The sequence below is a fragment of the Streptomyces shenzhenensis genome, from assembly GCF_021462265.1.
Classification (GTDB): Bacteria; Actinomycetota; Actinomycetes; order Streptomycetales; family Streptomycetaceae; genus Streptomyces; species Streptomyces shenzhenensis.
This window is the reverse complement of sequence record NZ_JAJONF010000042.1, coordinates 37,907-53,470: the sequence shown is the minus strand read 5'-3', so window position 1 is coordinate 53,470 and position 15,564 is coordinate 37,907. Positions and strand designations below refer to the sequence as shown.

Annotated in this window: 15 protein-coding genes; 8 read left to right on the top strand and 7 right to left on the bottom strand. The window is 71.9% G+C overall.

Translation table 11 applies throughout. The annotated features are described in order from the left end of the window. The first annotated feature begins 162 nt into the window (after positions 1–162). The 3 genes from LQ326_RS36650 to LQ326_RS36640 are packed head-to-tail and all read left to right on the top strand — an operon-like array spanning position 163 to position 3,394. Positions 163–1,563, top strand: a complete 1,401-nt coding sequence (locus LQ326_RS36650) for a glycosyltransferase family 4 protein (RefSeq protein ID WP_234543392.1) — start codon at positions 163–165, stop codon at positions 1,561–1,563. Then, positions 1,557–2,327, top strand: a complete 771-nt coding sequence (locus tag LQ326_RS36645) for a class I SAM-dependent methyltransferase (protein WP_234543391.1) — start codon at positions 1,557–1,559, stop codon at positions 2,325–2,327. The genes LQ326_RS36650 and LQ326_RS36645 overlap by 7 nt, the downstream gene beginning before the upstream one ends. After that, positions 2,324–3,394, top strand: coding sequence for a prenyltransferase/squalene oxidase repeat-containing protein (locus tag LQ326_RS36640; RefSeq protein WP_234543390.1), 1,071 nt, complete (start codon positions 2,324–2,326; stop codon positions 3,392–3,394). The genes LQ326_RS36645 and LQ326_RS36640 overlap by 4 nt, the downstream gene beginning before the upstream one ends. A 121-nt stretch (positions 3,395–3,515) precedes the next feature. Here the strand turns inward: LQ326_RS36640 and LQ326_RS36635 are convergent, their stop codons facing one another. Next, a complete protein-coding gene (locus LQ326_RS36635; protein WP_234543389.1) occupies positions 3,516–3,803 on the bottom strand; it encodes a hypothetical protein in 288 nt (95 codons plus the stop codon). A 138-nt stretch (positions 3,804–3,941) separates the two neighbouring features. Here LQ326_RS36635 and LQ326_RS36630 point away from each other — a divergent pair, with 138 nt between their 5' ends. Then, positions 3,942–4,508 (top strand): hypothetical protein, encoded by a 567-nt coding sequence (locus LQ326_RS36630; protein WP_234543388.1) that lies wholly within the window; start codon positions 3,942–3,944, stop codon positions 4,506–4,508. Here the strand turns inward: LQ326_RS36630 and LQ326_RS36625 are convergent. From LQ326_RS36625 to LQ326_RS36610, 4 genes are all read right to left on the bottom strand, one after another. Further along, positions 4,505–5,515 (bottom strand): LLM class F420-dependent oxidoreductase, encoded by a 1,011-nt coding sequence (locus tag LQ326_RS36625; RefSeq protein ID WP_234543387.1) that lies wholly within the window; start codon positions 5,513–5,515, stop codon positions 4,505–4,507. The genes LQ326_RS36630 and LQ326_RS36625 overlap by 4 nt on opposite strands. 96 nt (positions 5,516–5,611) lie before the next feature. After that, a complete protein-coding gene (locus LQ326_RS36620; protein WP_234543386.1) occupies positions 5,612–6,421 on the bottom strand; it encodes a hypothetical protein in 810 nt (269 codons plus the stop codon). A 142-nt stretch (positions 6,422–6,563) separates the two neighbouring features. Continuing rightward, positions 6,564–7,490, bottom strand: coding sequence for an N-acetylmuramoyl-L-alanine amidase (locus tag LQ326_RS36615; protein ID WP_234543385.1), 927 nt, complete (start codon positions 7,488–7,490; stop codon positions 6,564–6,566). Positions 7,491–7,512: 22 nt separating this feature from the next. Next, on the bottom strand, positions 7,513–8,172 hold the full coding sequence (locus LQ326_RS36610) for a class I SAM-dependent methyltransferase (protein WP_234543384.1): 660 nt from the start codon (positions 8,170–8,172) through the stop codon (positions 7,513–7,515). A gap of 610 nt (positions 8,173–8,782) precedes the next feature. Here LQ326_RS36610 and LQ326_RS36605 point away from each other — a divergent pair. Next, positions 8,783–9,835, top strand: a complete 1,053-nt coding sequence (locus tag LQ326_RS36605; RefSeq protein WP_234543383.1) for an aldo/keto reductase — start codon at positions 8,783–8,785, stop codon at positions 9,833–9,835. Positions 9,836–9,906: 71 nt separating this feature from the next. Here the strand turns inward: LQ326_RS36605 and LQ326_RS36600 are convergent, their stop codons facing one another. After that, positions 9,907–11,649, bottom strand: coding sequence for an MFS transporter (locus LQ326_RS36600; protein ID WP_234543382.1), 1,743 nt, complete (start codon positions 11,647–11,649; stop codon positions 9,907–9,909). A gap of 216 nt (positions 11,650–11,865) precedes the next feature. On the opposite strand from LQ326_RS36600, the gene LQ326_RS36595 reads away from it, so the two are divergent. The 3 genes from LQ326_RS36595 (at position 11,866) to LQ326_RS36585 (ending at position 14,679) form a co-directional block, all read left to right on the top strand. Next, the gene (locus tag LQ326_RS36595; RefSeq protein ID WP_234543381.1) at positions 11,866–13,074 is read left to right on the top strand and encodes a lipid-transfer protein; all 1,209 of its coding nucleotides are present in this window, start codon (positions 11,866–11,868) and stop codon (positions 13,072–13,074) included. 307 nt (positions 13,075–13,381) lie between these two features. Further along, complete coding sequence (locus LQ326_RS36590; RefSeq protein ID WP_234543380.1) at positions 13,382–13,924, top strand: SigE family RNA polymerase sigma factor; 543 nt, start codon at positions 13,382–13,384, stop codon at positions 13,922–13,924. Beyond that, entirely contained in the window at positions 13,921–14,679 is a 759-nt protein-coding gene (locus tag LQ326_RS36585; RefSeq protein ID WP_234543379.1) for a hypothetical protein, read from the top strand. The genes LQ326_RS36590 and LQ326_RS36585 overlap by 4 nt, the downstream gene beginning before the upstream one ends. 21 nt (positions 14,680–14,700) lie before the next feature. Here the strand turns inward: LQ326_RS36585 and LQ326_RS36580 are convergent, their stop codons facing one another. Beyond that, complete coding sequence (locus LQ326_RS36580; protein ID WP_308402088.1) at positions 14,701–15,354, bottom strand: response regulator transcription factor; 654 nt, start codon at positions 15,352–15,354, stop codon at positions 14,701–14,703. Between the last annotated feature and the right edge of the window lie 210 nt (positions 15,355–15,564).

The following is a 15,564-nucleotide window of genomic DNA, read 5'->3' as shown; positions in this document are numbered from 1 at the left end:
GGCAGGGGTTCGCGCCGTGGCGCGAATCACCCGATGCACTGCTCACTCGGCCCCTACCTGCCGGTAGATTCAGAGCCTCTTGGACGATCAAGTCTGAAACTTGTTCTAGATTAGCGTCCCGGCGTAACCTCACGGGAAAGTGCAGGGAGAAGGGGGCCCGGAGTGACCGCTGAGGCCAGTCGGGCGGGTGCCGACGAGGAACCCGCCGCCGACGGCGAGCGACCGCTCGACATCGCGCTCCTCACCTATAAAGGGAACCCGTTCTGCGGCGGCCAGGGTGTCTACGTACGCCACCTGTCGCGCGAGCTGGCCCGGCTCGGGCACCGGGTCGAGGTCGTCGGCTCGCAGCCGTACCCCGTCCTCGACGAGGGATACCCGGGCCTCACCCTCACCGAGCTGCCCAGCCTCGATCTGTACCGCTCCCCGGACCCCTTCCGGACGCCCGGGCGGGACGAGTACCGGGACTGGGTCGACGCCCTCGAAGTGGCCACCATGTGGACCGGCGGCTTCCCCGAACCGCTGACCTTCTCCCTGCGCGCCCGCCGCCATCTGCGCGCCCGCGCCGGGGAGTTCGACGTCGTCCACGACAACCAGACTCTGGGATACGGCCTGTTGGGGGACATCGGCGCCCCCCTCGTCACCACCATCCACCATCCCATCACCGTCGACCGGCAGTTGGAGCTGGACGCCGCCGAGGGATGGAAACGGCGGTACTCCGTGCGGCGCTGGTACGCCTTCACCCGGATGCAGAAGCGGGTCGCCCGCCGGCTGCCCTCGGTGCTCACCGTCTCCGGCACCTCACGCCAGGAGATCGTCGACCACCTCGGCGTACGCGAGGACCGCGTCCACGTCGTCCACATCGGCGCCGACACCGACCTCTTCGCGCCGAATCCCGCCGTCCCCCAGGTGCCCGGCCGGATCGTCACCACCTCCAGCGCGGACGTCCCGCTCAAGGGGCTCGTCTTCCTCGTCGAGGCCCTCGCCAAGGTACGGACCGAGCACCCGGCCGCCCACCTCGTCGTCGTCGGCAAGCGGCCCACCGAGGGGCCCGTCGCGCAGGCCGTGGAGCGCTACGGCCTCCACGGCGCCGTCGAGTTCGTCAAGGGCATCTCCGACGCCGAACTCGTCGACCTGGTCCGGTCCGCCGAGGTCGCCTGCGTGCCGTCGCTCTACGAGGGCTTCTCGCTGCCCGCCGCCGAGGCCATGGCGACCGGCACCCCGCTGGTCGCGACGACCGGCGGCGCGATCCCCGAGGTCGCCGGGCGCGACGGCGAGACCTGCCTGGCCGTACCGCCCGGCGACGCGGGCGCGCTGGCCGCCGGACTCGGCCGCCTGCTGGGCGACGCCGGCCTCAGGCTGCGGCTCGGCCGGGCGGGCCGTGAGCGGGTGCTGCGCCACTACACCTGGGCGCGCGCCGCGGAGGGCACCGTGGCCCACTACCGCGAGGCGATCGCCCGCTCTGCGGGCGAGGCCGTACCAGCCCGCCCCGCGCCCCGCGACCCCGGCCGTACCGCGGCCTCAGCTGGTGTTCGTCACGAGAGTGAAAGCAGGGCCACGTGCTGACCGTCGACTTCTCCCGGTTCCCGCTCGCGCCGGGCGACCGCGTCCTGGACCTCGGCTGCGGGGCCGGCCGGCACGCCTTCGAGTGCTACCGGCGCGGCGCCCGGGTCGTGGCCCTCGACCAGAACGGCGAGGAGATCCGCGAGGTCGCCAAGTGGTTCGCGGCGATGAGGGAGGCCGGCGAGGCCCCGGCGGGCGCGACCGCGACCGCCATGGAGGGCGACGCGCTGGCCCTCCCCTTCCCCGACGAGTCGTTCGACGTCGTCATCATCTCCGAGGTGATGGAGCACATACCCGACGACAAGGGGGTGCTCGCCGAGATGGTCCGGGTGCTGAAGCCCGGCGGCCGGATCGCCGTCACCGTGCCCCGCTACGGCCCGGAGAAGGTCTGCTGGGCGCTCTCCGACGCCTACCACGAGGTCGAGGGCGGCCACATCCGCATCTACAAGGCCGACGAACTGGTCGGGAAGATCAAGGAGGCCGGTCTGCGGCCCTACGGCTCCCACCACGCCCACGCGCTGCACTCGCCGTACTGGTGGCTGAAGTGCGCGTTCGGCGTCGACAACGACAAGGCGCTGCCGGTGCGGGCGTACCACAAGCTGCTGGTCTGGGACATCATGAAGAAGCCGCTGGCCACACGGGTCGCCGAGCAGGCGCTGAACCCGGTCATGGGCAAGAGCCTCGTGGTGTACGCCACCAAGCCGCACCTGCCCCGGACCGAGGCCGGCGCCAGGACCGCGTCCGACGCCGAGGCGGCCGCCAAGTGACCACCCCCCGGACAGAACACCTCGTCCTGCCCGGGGTCCTCACCGCCGAGCAGGCCGCCGCGACCGTCCGCGGCATCCTCGCCGTGCAGCGGGAGGACGGCGCGATCCCGTGGTTCAGAGGGCACCACCTCGACCCCTGGGACCACACCGAGGCCGCGATGGCGCTGGACGCGGCCGGGGAGCACGAGGCCGCCGAGCGGGCGTACAACTGGCTCGCCCGGCACCAGAACGATGACGGCTCCTGGTACGCGGCGTACGCCGACGGCGCGCACGACGAGGTCACCGACCACGCCCGTGAGTCCAACTTCGTCGCGTACATCGCCGTCGGCGTCTGGCACCACTACCTGTCCACCGGCGACGACACGTTCCTCGACCGGATGTGGCCCGCCGTCTACGCGGCCGTCGAGTGGGTGCTGCGGCTGCAGCGGCCGGGCGGCGAGATCGGCTGGCGGCGCGAGGACGACGGCACGGCTACCGACGACGCGCTGCTGACCGGGAGTTCGTCGATCCACCATGCGCTGCGCTGTGCGCTCGCCATTGCCGAGCAGCGGGAAGAGCCGCAGCCGGACTGGGAGTTGGCGGTGGGCGCGCTGCGGCACGCGATACGGCGGCACCCGGAGCGGTTCCTGGACAAGGACCGGTACTCGATGGACTGGTACTACCCGGTGCTGGGCGGGGTGCTGACCGGTGCGGAGGCGGGCGTGCGGATCGCGAAGGACTGGGAGCGGTTCGTCGTGCCGGGGTTGGGGGTGCGGTGCGTCGTGCCCAATCCGTGGGTGACGGGCGGGGAGTCCGCCGAACTGGCGCTGGCGCTCTGGGCGGTGGGGGAGTCCGACCGGGCACTGGAGATCCTCCAGTCCATCCGGCATCTGCGGGACGCGGAGTCGGGGCTGTACTGGACGGGGTACGTCTACGAGGACGACGCGGTGTGGCCGCGGGAGCTCACGACGTGGACGGCGGGTTCGTTGGTGCTGGCCGTGGCCGCGCTCGGAGGGCATGACGCGACCTGCGCCGTTTTCGGGGGCGGGCAGCTTCCTTCTGGGCTTGAGGTGGATTGTTGCGCCTAGTGGGGCGGGGGGAGCTGTGCTACGGCGGGTGCGGCCGTCGTGGTTGATCGCGCCCACGCGGCGGAGCCGCATGTCGACAGAGCCCCGCGCCCCTTCGGGGGCGTTGCACTGACCGGGGTTTTCAGTGGCGGTGCATGCGATTGGCTATCGCGTGGCCGACGAACAGGTAGACGACCGCTGCCAGGCCGTACCCTGCCACCACCCTCGCCCATGCCTTGTCGAACGTGAACAGGTCGTGTGACCAGCCGGCGAGCCAGCTGGCCGCGTCGTGGACGAACTGGACCAGGCTGTTCGCCCGGTTCGCGTCCAGCAGATACATCAGGATCCACAGGCCCAGGATGAGGGCCATGATGTCGGCGACGATCGCGACGACCCTACCGGCCTGATTGGCACCGCGTTCAGAGGACATACCCTGCGCCTTGCCGCCGAACGGTCCTTGAAACCTGAACCGCGTTCTCCCCGAGTGGCGACGTGCCGCCATCCGGGTGACGCTGCCAAAGGAAGCACCCGCTCGGGGACGACACCGAGACACACACGGGAGGACCCCGTGCCCGTACCGATACGGCGCCTCGTCGTCGCGCTCACCGTCTGCTGCGCCCTGGTCGCCGGCGCCACCGCCTGCGCCGGCAGCACCCGGAGCAAGGCCGTGGACACCGGCCTGGTGGCGGCCCCGTTGGCCGGCACGCCCAGTCCGAGCACGTCCGCGCAGAAGCAGAAGTTCGCCAAGACGCGGTTCGTCGCCAACGCGGGTCTCGCCGCCGGCGCGACCTACCAGTGGATCGTGAAACCGTGGAAGGCGGGCAAGTTCAAGAAGGGCGCCCACGGCCGCACGTACACCCTGATCAAGGCCGCCGCCGCGGGCGCCTTCGCCTACAACCGGCTCAAGGCGGCCAAGCGGAACGCCGAGGGCGACCCGTTGCTCTCCAAGGCCGTCGCACCGCTCTCCGCCGCCATCGACGGGCTGAAGGACCTGCCCGCCAAGCTCCGCAAGGGCGACGGGAACGCGGCCAGCGCCTTCGACGACGTCATCAACAAGGTCAAGGACGCCGGGCGCGGCGCCGGCGCCCCGGTGAAGAACCAGGTGCCCTCGGCCGGCCAGCTGGCCGGACGTTAGGAGTTCAGCTCGGCGAGCACCCGCAGCGTGTGAGGGTCCGGGGCCAGGGCCAGCAGGTCGGTCACCGGGCCCTTGCGCCACAACTCCAGCCGTTCGGCGATGCGTTCACGCGGGCCCACCAGGGAGATCTCGTCGGCGAACGCGTCCGGCACCGCCAGCACCGCCTCCTCCCGGCGCCCGGACAGGAAGAGCTCCTGGATCCGCCGGGCCTCCTCCTCGTACCCCATGCGGGCCATCAGGTCGGCGTGGAAGTTGCGGGCCGCGTGGCCCATCCCGCCGATGTAGAAGCCGAGCATGGCCTTCACGGGCAGCAGCCCGGCCGCGACGTCGTCGCAGACCCTGACCTGGGCCATGGGCGCGACCAGGAAGTTCTCGGGGATGTCGGCGACCGCCGGGCCGTACACCTCGGGCCGGCTCGGCGCCCAGTACAGCGGCAGCCAGCCGTCGGCGATCCGGAGCGTCTGGGCGACGTTCTTCGGCCCCTCGGCGCCGAGCAGGACCGGCAGGCCGGCCCGGAGCGGGTGGGTGATCGGCTTCAGCGGCTTGCCGAGACCGGTCGCGTCCGGCCCCCGGTAAGGCAGCGCGTGAAAGCGCCCGTCCACCGTCACCGGCCCCTCGCGGCGCAGCACCTGCCGTACGACGTCCACGTACTCCCTGGTCGCGGTCAGCGGCGACTTCGGGAACGGGCGGCCGTACCAGCCCTCGACGACCTGTGGTCCGGACAGCCCGAGCCCGAGCAGCATCCGGCCCCCGGACAGATGGTCCAGGGTCAGCGCGTGCATCGCGGTGGTGGTCGGCGACCGGGCCGCCATCTGGGCAACGGCCGTACCCAGCTTGATCGTCGAGGTCTGCGCGGCGATCCAGGTGAGCGGGGTGAAGGCGTCCGAGCCCCAGGACTCCGCCGTCCACACCGAGTCGTATCCGAGCCGCTCCGCCTCCCGCGCCAGCGGCACATGGTCCGCGGAGGGCCCGCGCCCCCAGTAACCGAGAGCCAACCCGAGCCGCATGGCCACCTCCTGACTGATCGTCAGCCACATCGCTGGGCGACTGTACGACAACGGCCCCTCACCCGGAAGGGCAAGGGGCCGTAGGCGCGGGGGTGTTCAGCCGCGCTGGATCCCGGAGGTGTCCTGCAGCACGCCACGGCGGCCGTCCTGGGTCTGGGCCACCAGGGCGACGCCCCGCTGCTCCACCGCCAAGTACCAGGTGCCGGGCGCCAGTTCGGCGATCGGCGCGGTCGAGCCGTCCTCCGCGAACAGCGGCCGCGGCACCGGGACGGCGAACCAGAACGGCGAGAAGTCCGGGGCCGGCGGCTGCTGCGCGGCGGCCGGGGGCTGCTGCTGGCCGAACGGCTGACCGGGCTGCGGCTGGGCGCCGTAGGGCTGGCCGGGCTGCGGGGCGCCGGCACCGGGGTAGCCGTAGCCGCCGGGGGGCTGGGCGCCGTAGGGCTGCGGGGCCGGCGGCTTGGGGGCCGGGACCAGGGCCGCCTGGAGGGCGGGGACCAGCGGGGTGGCGACGGCGCCCGCGGCCAGGACCAGGGCCGCGATCAGACCGAGGATCAGACCGGAGCCCGCGCCCACGTCGAGGCTCTGGAACTCGTCGGTGAACGGGCCCAGCGGGTCGATGGTCGACCAGAACGCGGTCCACACGGAGAACACCGTGAGGCCGACGCCGATCTGGCCCAGGTCGAGGCCTACGAACCTCAGCGGCTGCGGCAGTGCGCGGGCGAGGACGATCAGGACCGCGCCGGCGATTCCGCCGATGTACATGCTCATCACCAGGCCGAGGTTGTCCCAGGCGTTCGGGGCCCCGTTGCCGGACTTGTCGAACGTGTCGAGGAACGACGCGATGAACAGCAATACCGCTGCACCGATCACCACGCCGTCGCCTCTAGTGAGGGAGCGGATATTCACTTCAGGTCCTTCGTAGGTCGTCTCGGCGGAGGAGGCGTCGCGGGGGTGTGCCCCTCATCGTTGGAAACCGATCGTAGGAATCGTAGGACGGACACTATCGTCCGAACGATCGAGGTGTCCGCCCCGAGGGGCCCGCCGATGCCTAACCGCGCAGGAAACTCACGATTCCCTCAGAGATCCCCTGTGCCGCCTTCTGCCGCCAGGCGCCGCTGGTCAACAGTGCCGCGTCCTTGCTGTCGCGCATGTTGCCGCACTCGATGAACACCTTGGGAACCGTTGACAGATTGAGACCGCCGAGATCCCCGCGTACGTCGAGGCCGGTGCCGTTGCCGACGTAGTTGGACGGCGCGGAGCCCGTGACCTTCGCGAAGTCGCTCTCGACGTACTCGCCGAGGGTGCGCGAGGAGGCGACGATCGGGCGGGTGTCGGCGGCGCCCGAGTGCACGGACGCGGGCAGGATGACGTGGAAGCCGCGGTCGCCCTCGGGCGCTCCGTCGGCGTGGACGGAGATGGCCGCGTCGGCGTGCGCGCTGTTGCCGATCTCCGCGCGCCTGGTCACACACGGCCCCCAGGCCGGCTGGTCCGCGTCATGGGTCAGCTTCACCGTGGCGCCCTGCCGCTCCAGCAGGGTCCGCAGCCGGTGCGCGACATCGAGGGTGAAGCGGGCCTCGCTGTAACCGGCGTTGGTGGACGTACCCGTCGTGTCGCACTCCTTCCAGTTCGTCCCGATGTTCACCTTCTGGTTGATCTCGGACGCGTGCTGGAAGTTCCCCGGGTTGTGCCCCGGGTCGATGACGACGACCTTGCCCCGCAGCGGGAGGGCCGCGCTCGGGCCGGCCGCCTTGGCGTCGTCCGTCGGTGACACGGGCGCCGACTTGGGCGTCGCCGGGTCCGCCTGCCCGGCAGCGCCTGCGCCTGCGCCGGGGCTCCCGCCGGGCCTGCCCACCCCTTCGTAGGCCACCCATCCGAGCAGCGCACCGGGCACCAGCGCGGCGAGACCGACAGCGAGCGGCGCCCGCCGGAACCGGGGCTGCCGCGGGGGATCGAATTCCGGGCCTGTGTACGACACGTCTGCGACTCTAACCGCGCTCTCAGTTCCCTGCGCCCGTTCGCCGCAGGACACGCAGCGAGTCGTGGGCCGAGATCTCTGTGAAGGCGCCCGACTCCAGGGCGCGGAGGTAGACGCGGTAGGGGGCCTGGCCGGTGAACTCGTCCTCCGGGTCCGGGAAGACGTCGTGGATCAGGAGGAGTCCGCCCTGGGCCACATGGGGGGCCCAGCCCTCGTAGTCGGCGGTGGCGTGCTCGTCGGTGTGGCCGCCGTCGATGAAGACGAGGCCGAGCGGGGAGTTCCAGAACGCGGCGACCTGCGGGGAACGGCCGACGACAGCGACCACGTGGTCCTCCAGACCCGCCCGGTGCAGGGTGCGCCGGAAGGCCGGCAGCGTGTCCATCAGCCCGATCTCCGGGTCGACCGTCTCCGGGTCGTGGTAGTCCCAGCCCGGCTGCTGCTCCTCGCTGCCCCGGTGGTGGTCGACGGTGAGCGCGGTGACCCCGGCGGCGCGGGCCGCGTCGGCGAGCAGGATCGTCGAGCGCCCGCAGTACGTCCCGACCTCCAGCAACGGGAGGCCGAGCCGCCCGGCCTCGACGGCGGCCGCGTACAGCGCGAGCCCCTCACCGACGGGCATGAACCCCTTCGCCGCCTCGAACGCGGCCAGAATCTCGGGCTTGGGGGCGGGGGCTGCCGCGGTCATGGGCGTCCTTTCACTTCACTGCGCTCGTCGCTGTGCTTGTTCACTGCGCTCGTCACTGCGGTCGTCGCCGTACTCGTCCGACCGTCCGGACAGCCATGCTGCCGCACACCTCCCTCGGCTGTTCGACAGGGGTGCGGACGGCACCCCGGGCACGTGGGGGGACGCACCCGTGACCCGGTGGGTATCGGCCAAAGTGCTCGGATCGGCCGTCGGCCGCTCCGCCGCCCCGCGGACCCCGTTCCGCCACGCTCCCGGCGCCGAAACCCCGGTCTCCCCGGCTGCCGCCCACCCGTCGTCGGCCCGGCGCTGCCCGGCCGGCGTCGGGCATTCCGCGGCGATCCCCGAACGGGCCGCGATCCGGGGAGGCCGCGGAAGCGTATGCGGCCCGTCCGCCCGTCCGCCCGTCCTCGGGTGAGACCGGCACGCACCGGGGAAGCGGTGTCGCCATCCGGGGCACAGCTCACCGGGGCGATCGGCCGCGGGGGCCCGGCCCGCCCCGAGGATGACGGTCGCCGGCCGGTCAACCCGGCGGCCGGGAAACGGATTTCAAGTGCGCTCCAAGACCTACACTGACGCCGCCAACCCTCCCCACCTGTGACGGAGCCCCGGTATGCGCTATCGCGTCCTCGGCAAGACCGGCATCGAAGTCAGCACCCACTGCCTCGGCACGATGATGCTCGGGGCCGTCGGCAACCCCGACCACGAGGACGGTGCCCGCATCATCCATGCCGCGCTCGACGCCGGCATCAACTTCGTGGACACCGCCGACATGTACTCGGCCGGTGAGTGCGAGGAGATCGTCGGCAAGGCGCTCAAGGGCAGACGCGACGACGTGGTGCTCGCCACGAAGGTGCACTTTCCGCTGGGGGAGGGCCGCAACCGCAGCGGCAACTCGCGCCGCTGGATCCTCAAGGCCGTCGAGGACAGCCTGCGGCGGCTGGACACCGACCGGATCGACCTCTACCAGGTGCACCGCCCGGACCACACCACCGACATCGAGGAGACGCTGTCCGTCCTCAGCGACCTGGTGAGGGCGGGCAAGATCCGGGCGTTCGGCTGCTCGACGTTCCCCGCCGAGGATCTCGTCGAGGCGCACCACGTGGCGGAGCGGCGCGGGCTGATGCGGATGCGCACGGAGCAGCCGCCGTACTCGATTCTCGCCCGTGGCATCGAACGAGCGGTGCTGCCCACCGCGCAGCGCCTGGGTCTGGGCGTACTGACCTGGTCGCCGCTGGCCTCCGGATTCCTCTCCGGCTCCCACCGGGAGGGGCGGCCCGTCGACTTCACCACCGGCCGGGCCAGGCACTATCCGCACCGGTTCGACCCCGCCGTCCCCGGCAACGCCGCGAAGTACGCGGCCGTCGAGCGGCTCGTCGCGCTCACCGAGGAGGTGGGCTGCACCCTGCCGGAGCTGGCCGTCGCCTTTCCGCTGGTGCACCCGGCCGTGACGTCGGTGATCATCGGCCCGCGCACGATGGACCAGCTCACCGCGACGCTCAAGGGGGCCGAACTGGTCCTCGACGACGCGGTGCTCGACCGCATCGACGAGATCGTGGCCCCCGGCACCGACCTCTACCGGGCCGACGGCGTCTGGCAGCCACCGTCCCTCACCGACCCCGCCGTCCGCAGGCGCCCGGCCGGGGAGCGCGCGGCCGCGGCGTAAGCGGCGGGGCAGGGCAGGGAAGGACGCGGCGGGCGGCCGCGACATGCTCGCGGCCGCCCGCCCGCCGGGTGTCACGCGTCGACCGTCTCCCCGGGCAGCGCCAGGTCCAGGTCGATGGCGCGGTCGTCGCCGGCGTGGGTCGCCGACGAGGCGAGCGGAGCGTGGCCCGGCGCCTTCGCGGCCAGGACGTAGGCTCCCCCGGCGGGGACCGCGAGCGCGTACGTGCCGTCCGCTGCCGAGAGGGCCGCCCCCGCCTGCCGTCCGCGCCGGTCGATCAGGGTCACCTTGGCGCGGGCCACCGGCACGCCCGCGGCGTCCAGGACACGGCCGCGGAAGCCCCGCAGGACCTCCTCGGCGTGGGCGAGCGCGGCCTCCTCCTCGCTGCTGGCCCGCAGCTGGGTGTGGGACGCCGGCAGGCTCCGCTTCGGCAGGCACACCGCGAAGAGCAGACCCACCGCCACCGCGGCGGTCGCGATCAGGAACGAGACCCGGAAACCGTGCATCGTCGGGACGGCGACGCCGCCCACGTGGTTCGCGGTGTTCGCCAGCACCATGCCGATGACGGCGCTGGAGACCGACGTACCGATGGACCGCATCAGCGTGTTGAGGCCGTTGGCCGCGCCCGTCTCGGACGCCGGGACCGCGCCGACGATCAGCGCCGGCAGCGAGGAGTAGGCGAGGCCGATGCCCGCGCCGAGGACCACCGCGATGACCAGGCTCTGCCAGGCCGCGCTCATCAGGCCGAGGCCCGCCCCGTAGCCGATGGCGATGATCAGCATGCCCAGGATGAGCGTCGTCTTGGGGCCGTACCTGGCGGACAGGCGGGCGTACACCGGGGCCGTGAACATCATGGTCAGGCCCAGCGGGGCGACCAGCAGACCGGCGCTGACCATCGACTGGCCGAGGCCGTAGCCGGTGGCCTTCGGCAGCTGGAGCAGCTGCGGCAGGACCAGCGAGACGACGTAGAAACTGACGCCGACCATGATCGAGGCGAGGTTGGTGAGGAGCACCTCGCGGCGGGCGGTGGTGCGCAGGTCGACCAGCGGGGCCGGGTGGCGCAGCTCGAACACGCCCCACAGGAGCAGGACGGCGACCGAGGCGGCGAACAGGCCGAGCGTGGTGCCTGACGACCAGCCCCAGTCGCTGCCCTTGGTGATGGGCAGCAGGAGCAGCACCAGGCCGGCGGTCAGGCCCAGCGCGCCGAGCACGTCGAAGGAGCCCGCCGCGCGCATCCGGGACTCCGGTACGACCAGCAGGGTCAGGGCTATGGAGACCACGCCGAGGCCGGCGGCGCCGTAGAACAGGGCGTGCCAGTCCGTGTGCTGCGCGACCAGGGCCGCGGCGGGCAGCGCGAGACCGCCGCCGACGCCGATCGAGGAGCTCATCAGGGCCATCGCCGAGCCGAGCTTCTCGCGCGGCAGCATGTCGCGCATCAGGCCGATGCCGAGCGGGATCGCGCCCATGGCGAAGCCCTGGAGGGTGCGGCCCGCGATCATCGTGAGCAGGTCGCTGGTGAGCGCGCTGACCAGCGCGCCGACCACCATCACGGCGAGGCTCAGGATCAGCATCCGCCGCTTGCCGTAGAGGTCGCCGAGGCGGCCCATGATCGGGGTGGCCACGGCGCCCGACAGCAGGGTCGAGGTCAGGACCCAGGTGGCGTTGCTCGGCTCGGTGCCCAGCAGCTGTGGCAGGTCCTTGATGACCGGAACGAGCAGGGTCTGCATCACCGCGACCACGATGCCCGCGAAGGCGAGGACCGGGACCACGGCCCCGCTCGCGCCCCGGGCGGGCTGGTCGGTCGTCGTGTGCGTCATTGAGTGGGGCCTCCGGGCCGAGAGAGTGGCGGGCAGCGTGACGGGCGGGGATCGGGACTCATGCATCCGCATCGGATAAGCGAGGGGTAAACCTCGTATGCACAGGCAACTATTCCGTTGCTTCGAGCTGCTAACGAATTCTTGACCGTCCCATGGGTTTCTGATCCGTCGTCAGGGTCTGGCCTGTTGATGAAACGTGTTCTAGTCTCACGCGTCATGGCTGCTGTGAAGGCGTATGTCGCCGGTGTCGGTATGACCAAGTTCCAGAAACCCGAGAAGCCCGAGACCCGTGACTGGCAGTACTGGGACATGGTCCGGGAGGCCGGCGGTTCCGCGCTCGCCGACGCCGGGATCGCCTATACCGAGGTGGAACAGGTTCCCGTCGGCTACTGCTTCCAGCCCTCCACCGCCGGTCAGCGGGCCGCCTACGAGCTGGGCCTCACCGGCATCCCCGTCTACAACGTCAACAACAACTGCGCCACCGGCGCGACCGCCCTGATGCTGGCCCGCCAGCTCGTCGAGGGCGGGGCGGCCGACTGCGTCCTGGCCCTCGGCTTCGAGAAGATGAAGAAGGGCGCGCTCGGCACGGGCGCCGACGGGGGAGACTTCTCCACCTCCCCCGTCGCCCGGCACTACGGCATCATGGCCGCCCGGCACGGCTTCGAGATGACCCCGCCCACCGCGCAGATCTTCGGCGACGCGGCCCGCGAGCACATGGAGCGGTACGGCACCACCGAGGCACAGCTCGCCGCCGTGGCCGCCAAGAACCACCGGCACTCCGCGGACAACCCGTACGCCCAGTTCCAGGACGTGTACGACGTCGCCGGCGTCCTCGCCGCCCGCACCGTCCACCGTCCGCTCACCAAACTCCAGTGCTCGCCCACCTCCGACGGCGCGGCGGCGGCCGTGGTCGTCTCCGAGCGGTTCGCCGAACGGCGCGGGCTCACCGGCCTCGTCGAGATCGTCGCGCAGGCGATGACGACCGACACCGAGGAGTCCTTCGCGTCGGGCTCCTGCATCGACGTCGTGGGACAGCCCATGTCCCGGGCGGCGGCCCGGCAGGTGTACGACCGCGCCGGCCTCGGCATCGAGGACGTCGACGTCGTCGAACTGCACGACTGCTTCTCCGTCAACGAACTGCTGACGTACGAGGCGCTCGGCATGTGCGCGGTCGGCGAGTCGGGCAAGCTCGTCGAGTCCGGCGCGACCACGTACGGCGGCCGCTGGGTGGTGAACCCCTCCGGCGGGCTCATCTCCAAGGGGCACCCGCTGGGCGCGACCGGACTCGCGCAGACCGCCGAACTGGTGTGGCAGCTGCGCGGCACGGCCGGCGACCGGCAGGTTCCCGGCGCCCGGGTCGGCCTCGCGCACAACATCGGGCTGGGCGGGGCCGCGGTGGTGACGCTCTTGCGGCGGGTGGTCTAGGCGTTCTGTCCGGTGGGTGGTCCAGATGTGCGGCCCGGTGGGTGGTCCGGGTGTGCGGTCCGGCGGGTGGTCCGGGTGTGCGGTCCGGCGGATGGTCCGGGCGTGTGGGGCGGGGAGGATGTGGACGGGGAGGATGTGGACGGGGACAGCGTTCACGGCTGACCGGGTCTTGACATGAGTGAGGGCCTTCCGGACGACTGACCGCCGCCGCGCCGGAAGACCTTGGCGGAGCCGGCCGGAAGATCCTGGTGCGGCAGGCAACGGTTCGGGCTGCTCGTGGACTCCTCTTCATATCTAGGAGGTGTCCATGGGGGAGCGGAAGGACGCTCGCGACGAGCAGTTCCAGAGCTTCGTGATCGGCCGCTGGCCGCGGCTGATGCGTACGGCGTTTCTTCTCACGGGGGAGCAGCACGCCGCCGAGGACCTGGTCCAGACGACGCTCGAAAAGGTCTTCGTGGCCTGGCGGAAGGTGGGCGCGGCCGACGACCCGGAGGCGTACGTACGGCGCGTGATGATCAACGCGCACGCACGCAGGCACAGAAGGAGACTCAAGGAGTTCCTCGCGCCGAAGGACGACTCGGGCCTGGTGCGCGAGGTGCCGGACGCGGGGGACCGGATCGCCCAGGCCGACGACCGCAGCGCCCTGCTCAAGGCGCTCTCCCAACTGCCGCCGCGGCAGCGGGAGGCGGTGGTGCTGCGCTACTGGGAGGACCTGACGGAGACCCAGGCGGCGCGGGCGATGGGCTGCTCGGCCGGCACGGTCAAGAGCAACGCGGCCAAGGGGATCGCGAAGCTGCGTGCCATACCGGGACTGGCCGACATGGTGACCCAGGGAGGGCGTAACCGATGAGCGCGGACCGGGAGAACCACGACATGACACAGACGGACATCGCCCTCCTCCTGGCGGACGCCACGGACGAGGTCGAGATCGGTACGGCCCCCGTACAGGCGGTCGTGCGCGGCGGCCGCCGGCGCCGCGCCCGCCGCTGGGCGGTGGCGGCGGCCACGGCGGTGGTGGTCCTGGCGGGTTCGGCGGGGGCGACGCTGGCCTTCGCCGGCCGCCCCGGAGAACATCGCACCCAGGTGGCCACCCAGGTACGGGACGTGGCGCGGCCCCAGGTCACGGAGCTGGCCCACGGCACCGACCACGGCAAGCGCTGGCGGGTGGTGGTCTCCGTGTGGCAGGCGCCGCGCGACAGGACGGAGGCGGCCCGGCAGCGGGAGGCGATGCAGAGCTACGGCATCGACGGCAGCGCACTGCCCGGGCTCACGCGCCTGGTCGGCAGGACGTCGTTCTACGCGAGCCTGTACTACGGCGACGCCCCTCTCCGGCCGGTCATCTTCAACACGGTCGACAAGTGGGAGAAGTTCGCCGTAGCCGACCTGGAGTCGGGAGCGTCCCACCTGGCCGAGGAGGACGCCGAGGGCCGGCTCGTGGTGGGCATGGTCGCCACCACCGTCCGGCAGGTCCGGTGCACCTGGAAGAGCGGTGCCGCCACGGTGGCCGTGCCCCGCGCGGCCGCCGGCTCCCCGGTGGACTGGTTCGTGTGCGTGGCCCCGGACGGGACGGGTTACGCGGACGCGAAGGCGATCACCTCGGGCTGATCCGGTGACGTCCGGCGCGGCTCACAGCCACCCCTGCTGCCGCGCCTCCCGTACCGCCTCCGCCCGGTTGCGGGTGCCGGTCTTGCCGATCGCGGCGGAGAGGTAGTTGCGGACGGTCGACTCCGACAGATGCAGCTTCGCCGCGATGTCGGCGACGGTCGCGCCGTCCGCCGACGCCTTCAGCACGTCGCACTCGCGCGCGGTGAGCGGGTTCGGCCCGGCGCTGAGCGCGGCCGCGGCGAGCGCCGGGTCGACCACGGTCTGCCCGGTGAGCACCCGCCGGATCGCCCGCGCCAGTTCCTCCACCGGGCCGTCCTTGACGAGGAACCCGGCCGCCCCGGCCTCCATCGCCCGGCGCAGATAGCCGGGCCGGCCGAAGGTGGTGAGGATCAGCACCCGGCAGTCCGGCGCCTGCTCGCGCAGCTGCGCCGCCGCGTCCAGGCCGCTCACGCCCGGCAGTTCGATGTCGAGGAGCGCCACGTCGGGCCGGTGGGCGAGGGCGGCGTCCACGATCGCGTCGCCCGCCGCGACCTGGGCGACGACCTCGATGTCCGGCTCCATTCCGAGCAGTAGGGCGAGAGCCCCGCGCATCATCCTCTGGTCCTCGGCGAGCAGCACCCTGATGGACCTGGCCGGCCGATGGTCCCGGGGCGTCTCGTTCGCAGGCTCGCACACAGCCCAATCCTAGCCTCGGGCCCGGCAATTAAAGAATGGTCATTGTTCCGGGCCGCAGGGCTTGACGCGGGTTGACCGTGCTCAAACAATGCCTCTGCAATTCCCCCGAACGGTCGGCGAATGGTCGGCATTTCGACATCTGAACGAGTTCGGTATTTCGATCGAACAACGTTCGGCATACCGGACAACCAGAACCCGCACCGCCCTACG

What these genes read in the sequence shown, in the direction of transcription:
- LQ326_RS36610 (WP_234543384.1), bottom strand. Translation starts at nt 8,172, where the DNA reads ATGACCGCGGCAGCCCCCGCCCCCAAGCCCGAGATTCTGGCCGCGTTC.
- LQ326_RS36595 (WP_234543381.1), top strand. Translation starts at nt 11,866, where the DNA reads ATGGCTGCTGTGAAGGCGTATGTCGCCGGTGTCGGTATGACCAAGTTC.
- LQ326_RS36600 (WP_234543382.1), bottom strand. Translation starts at nt 11,649, where the DNA reads ATGACGCACACGACGACCGACCAGCCCGCCCGGGGCGCGAGCGGGGCC.
- LQ326_RS36625 (WP_234543387.1), bottom strand. Translation starts at nt 5,515, where the DNA reads ATGCGGCTCGGGTTGGCTCTCGGTTACTGGGGGCGCGGGCCCTCCGCG.
- LQ326_RS36635 (WP_234543389.1), bottom strand. Translation starts at nt 3,803, where the DNA reads ATGTCCTCTGAACGCGGTGCCAATCAGGCCGGTAGGGTCGTCGCGATC.
- LQ326_RS36585 (WP_234543379.1), top strand. Translation starts at nt 13,921, where the DNA reads ATGAGCGCGGACCGGGAGAACCACGACATGACACAGACGGACATCGCC.
- LQ326_RS36590 (WP_234543380.1), top strand. Translation starts at nt 13,382, where the DNA reads ATGGGGGAGCGGAAGGACGCTCGCGACGAGCAGTTCCAGAGCTTCGTG.
- LQ326_RS36605 (WP_234543383.1), top strand. Translation starts at nt 8,783, where the DNA reads ATGCGCTATCGCGTCCTCGGCAAGACCGGCATCGAAGTCAGCACCCAC.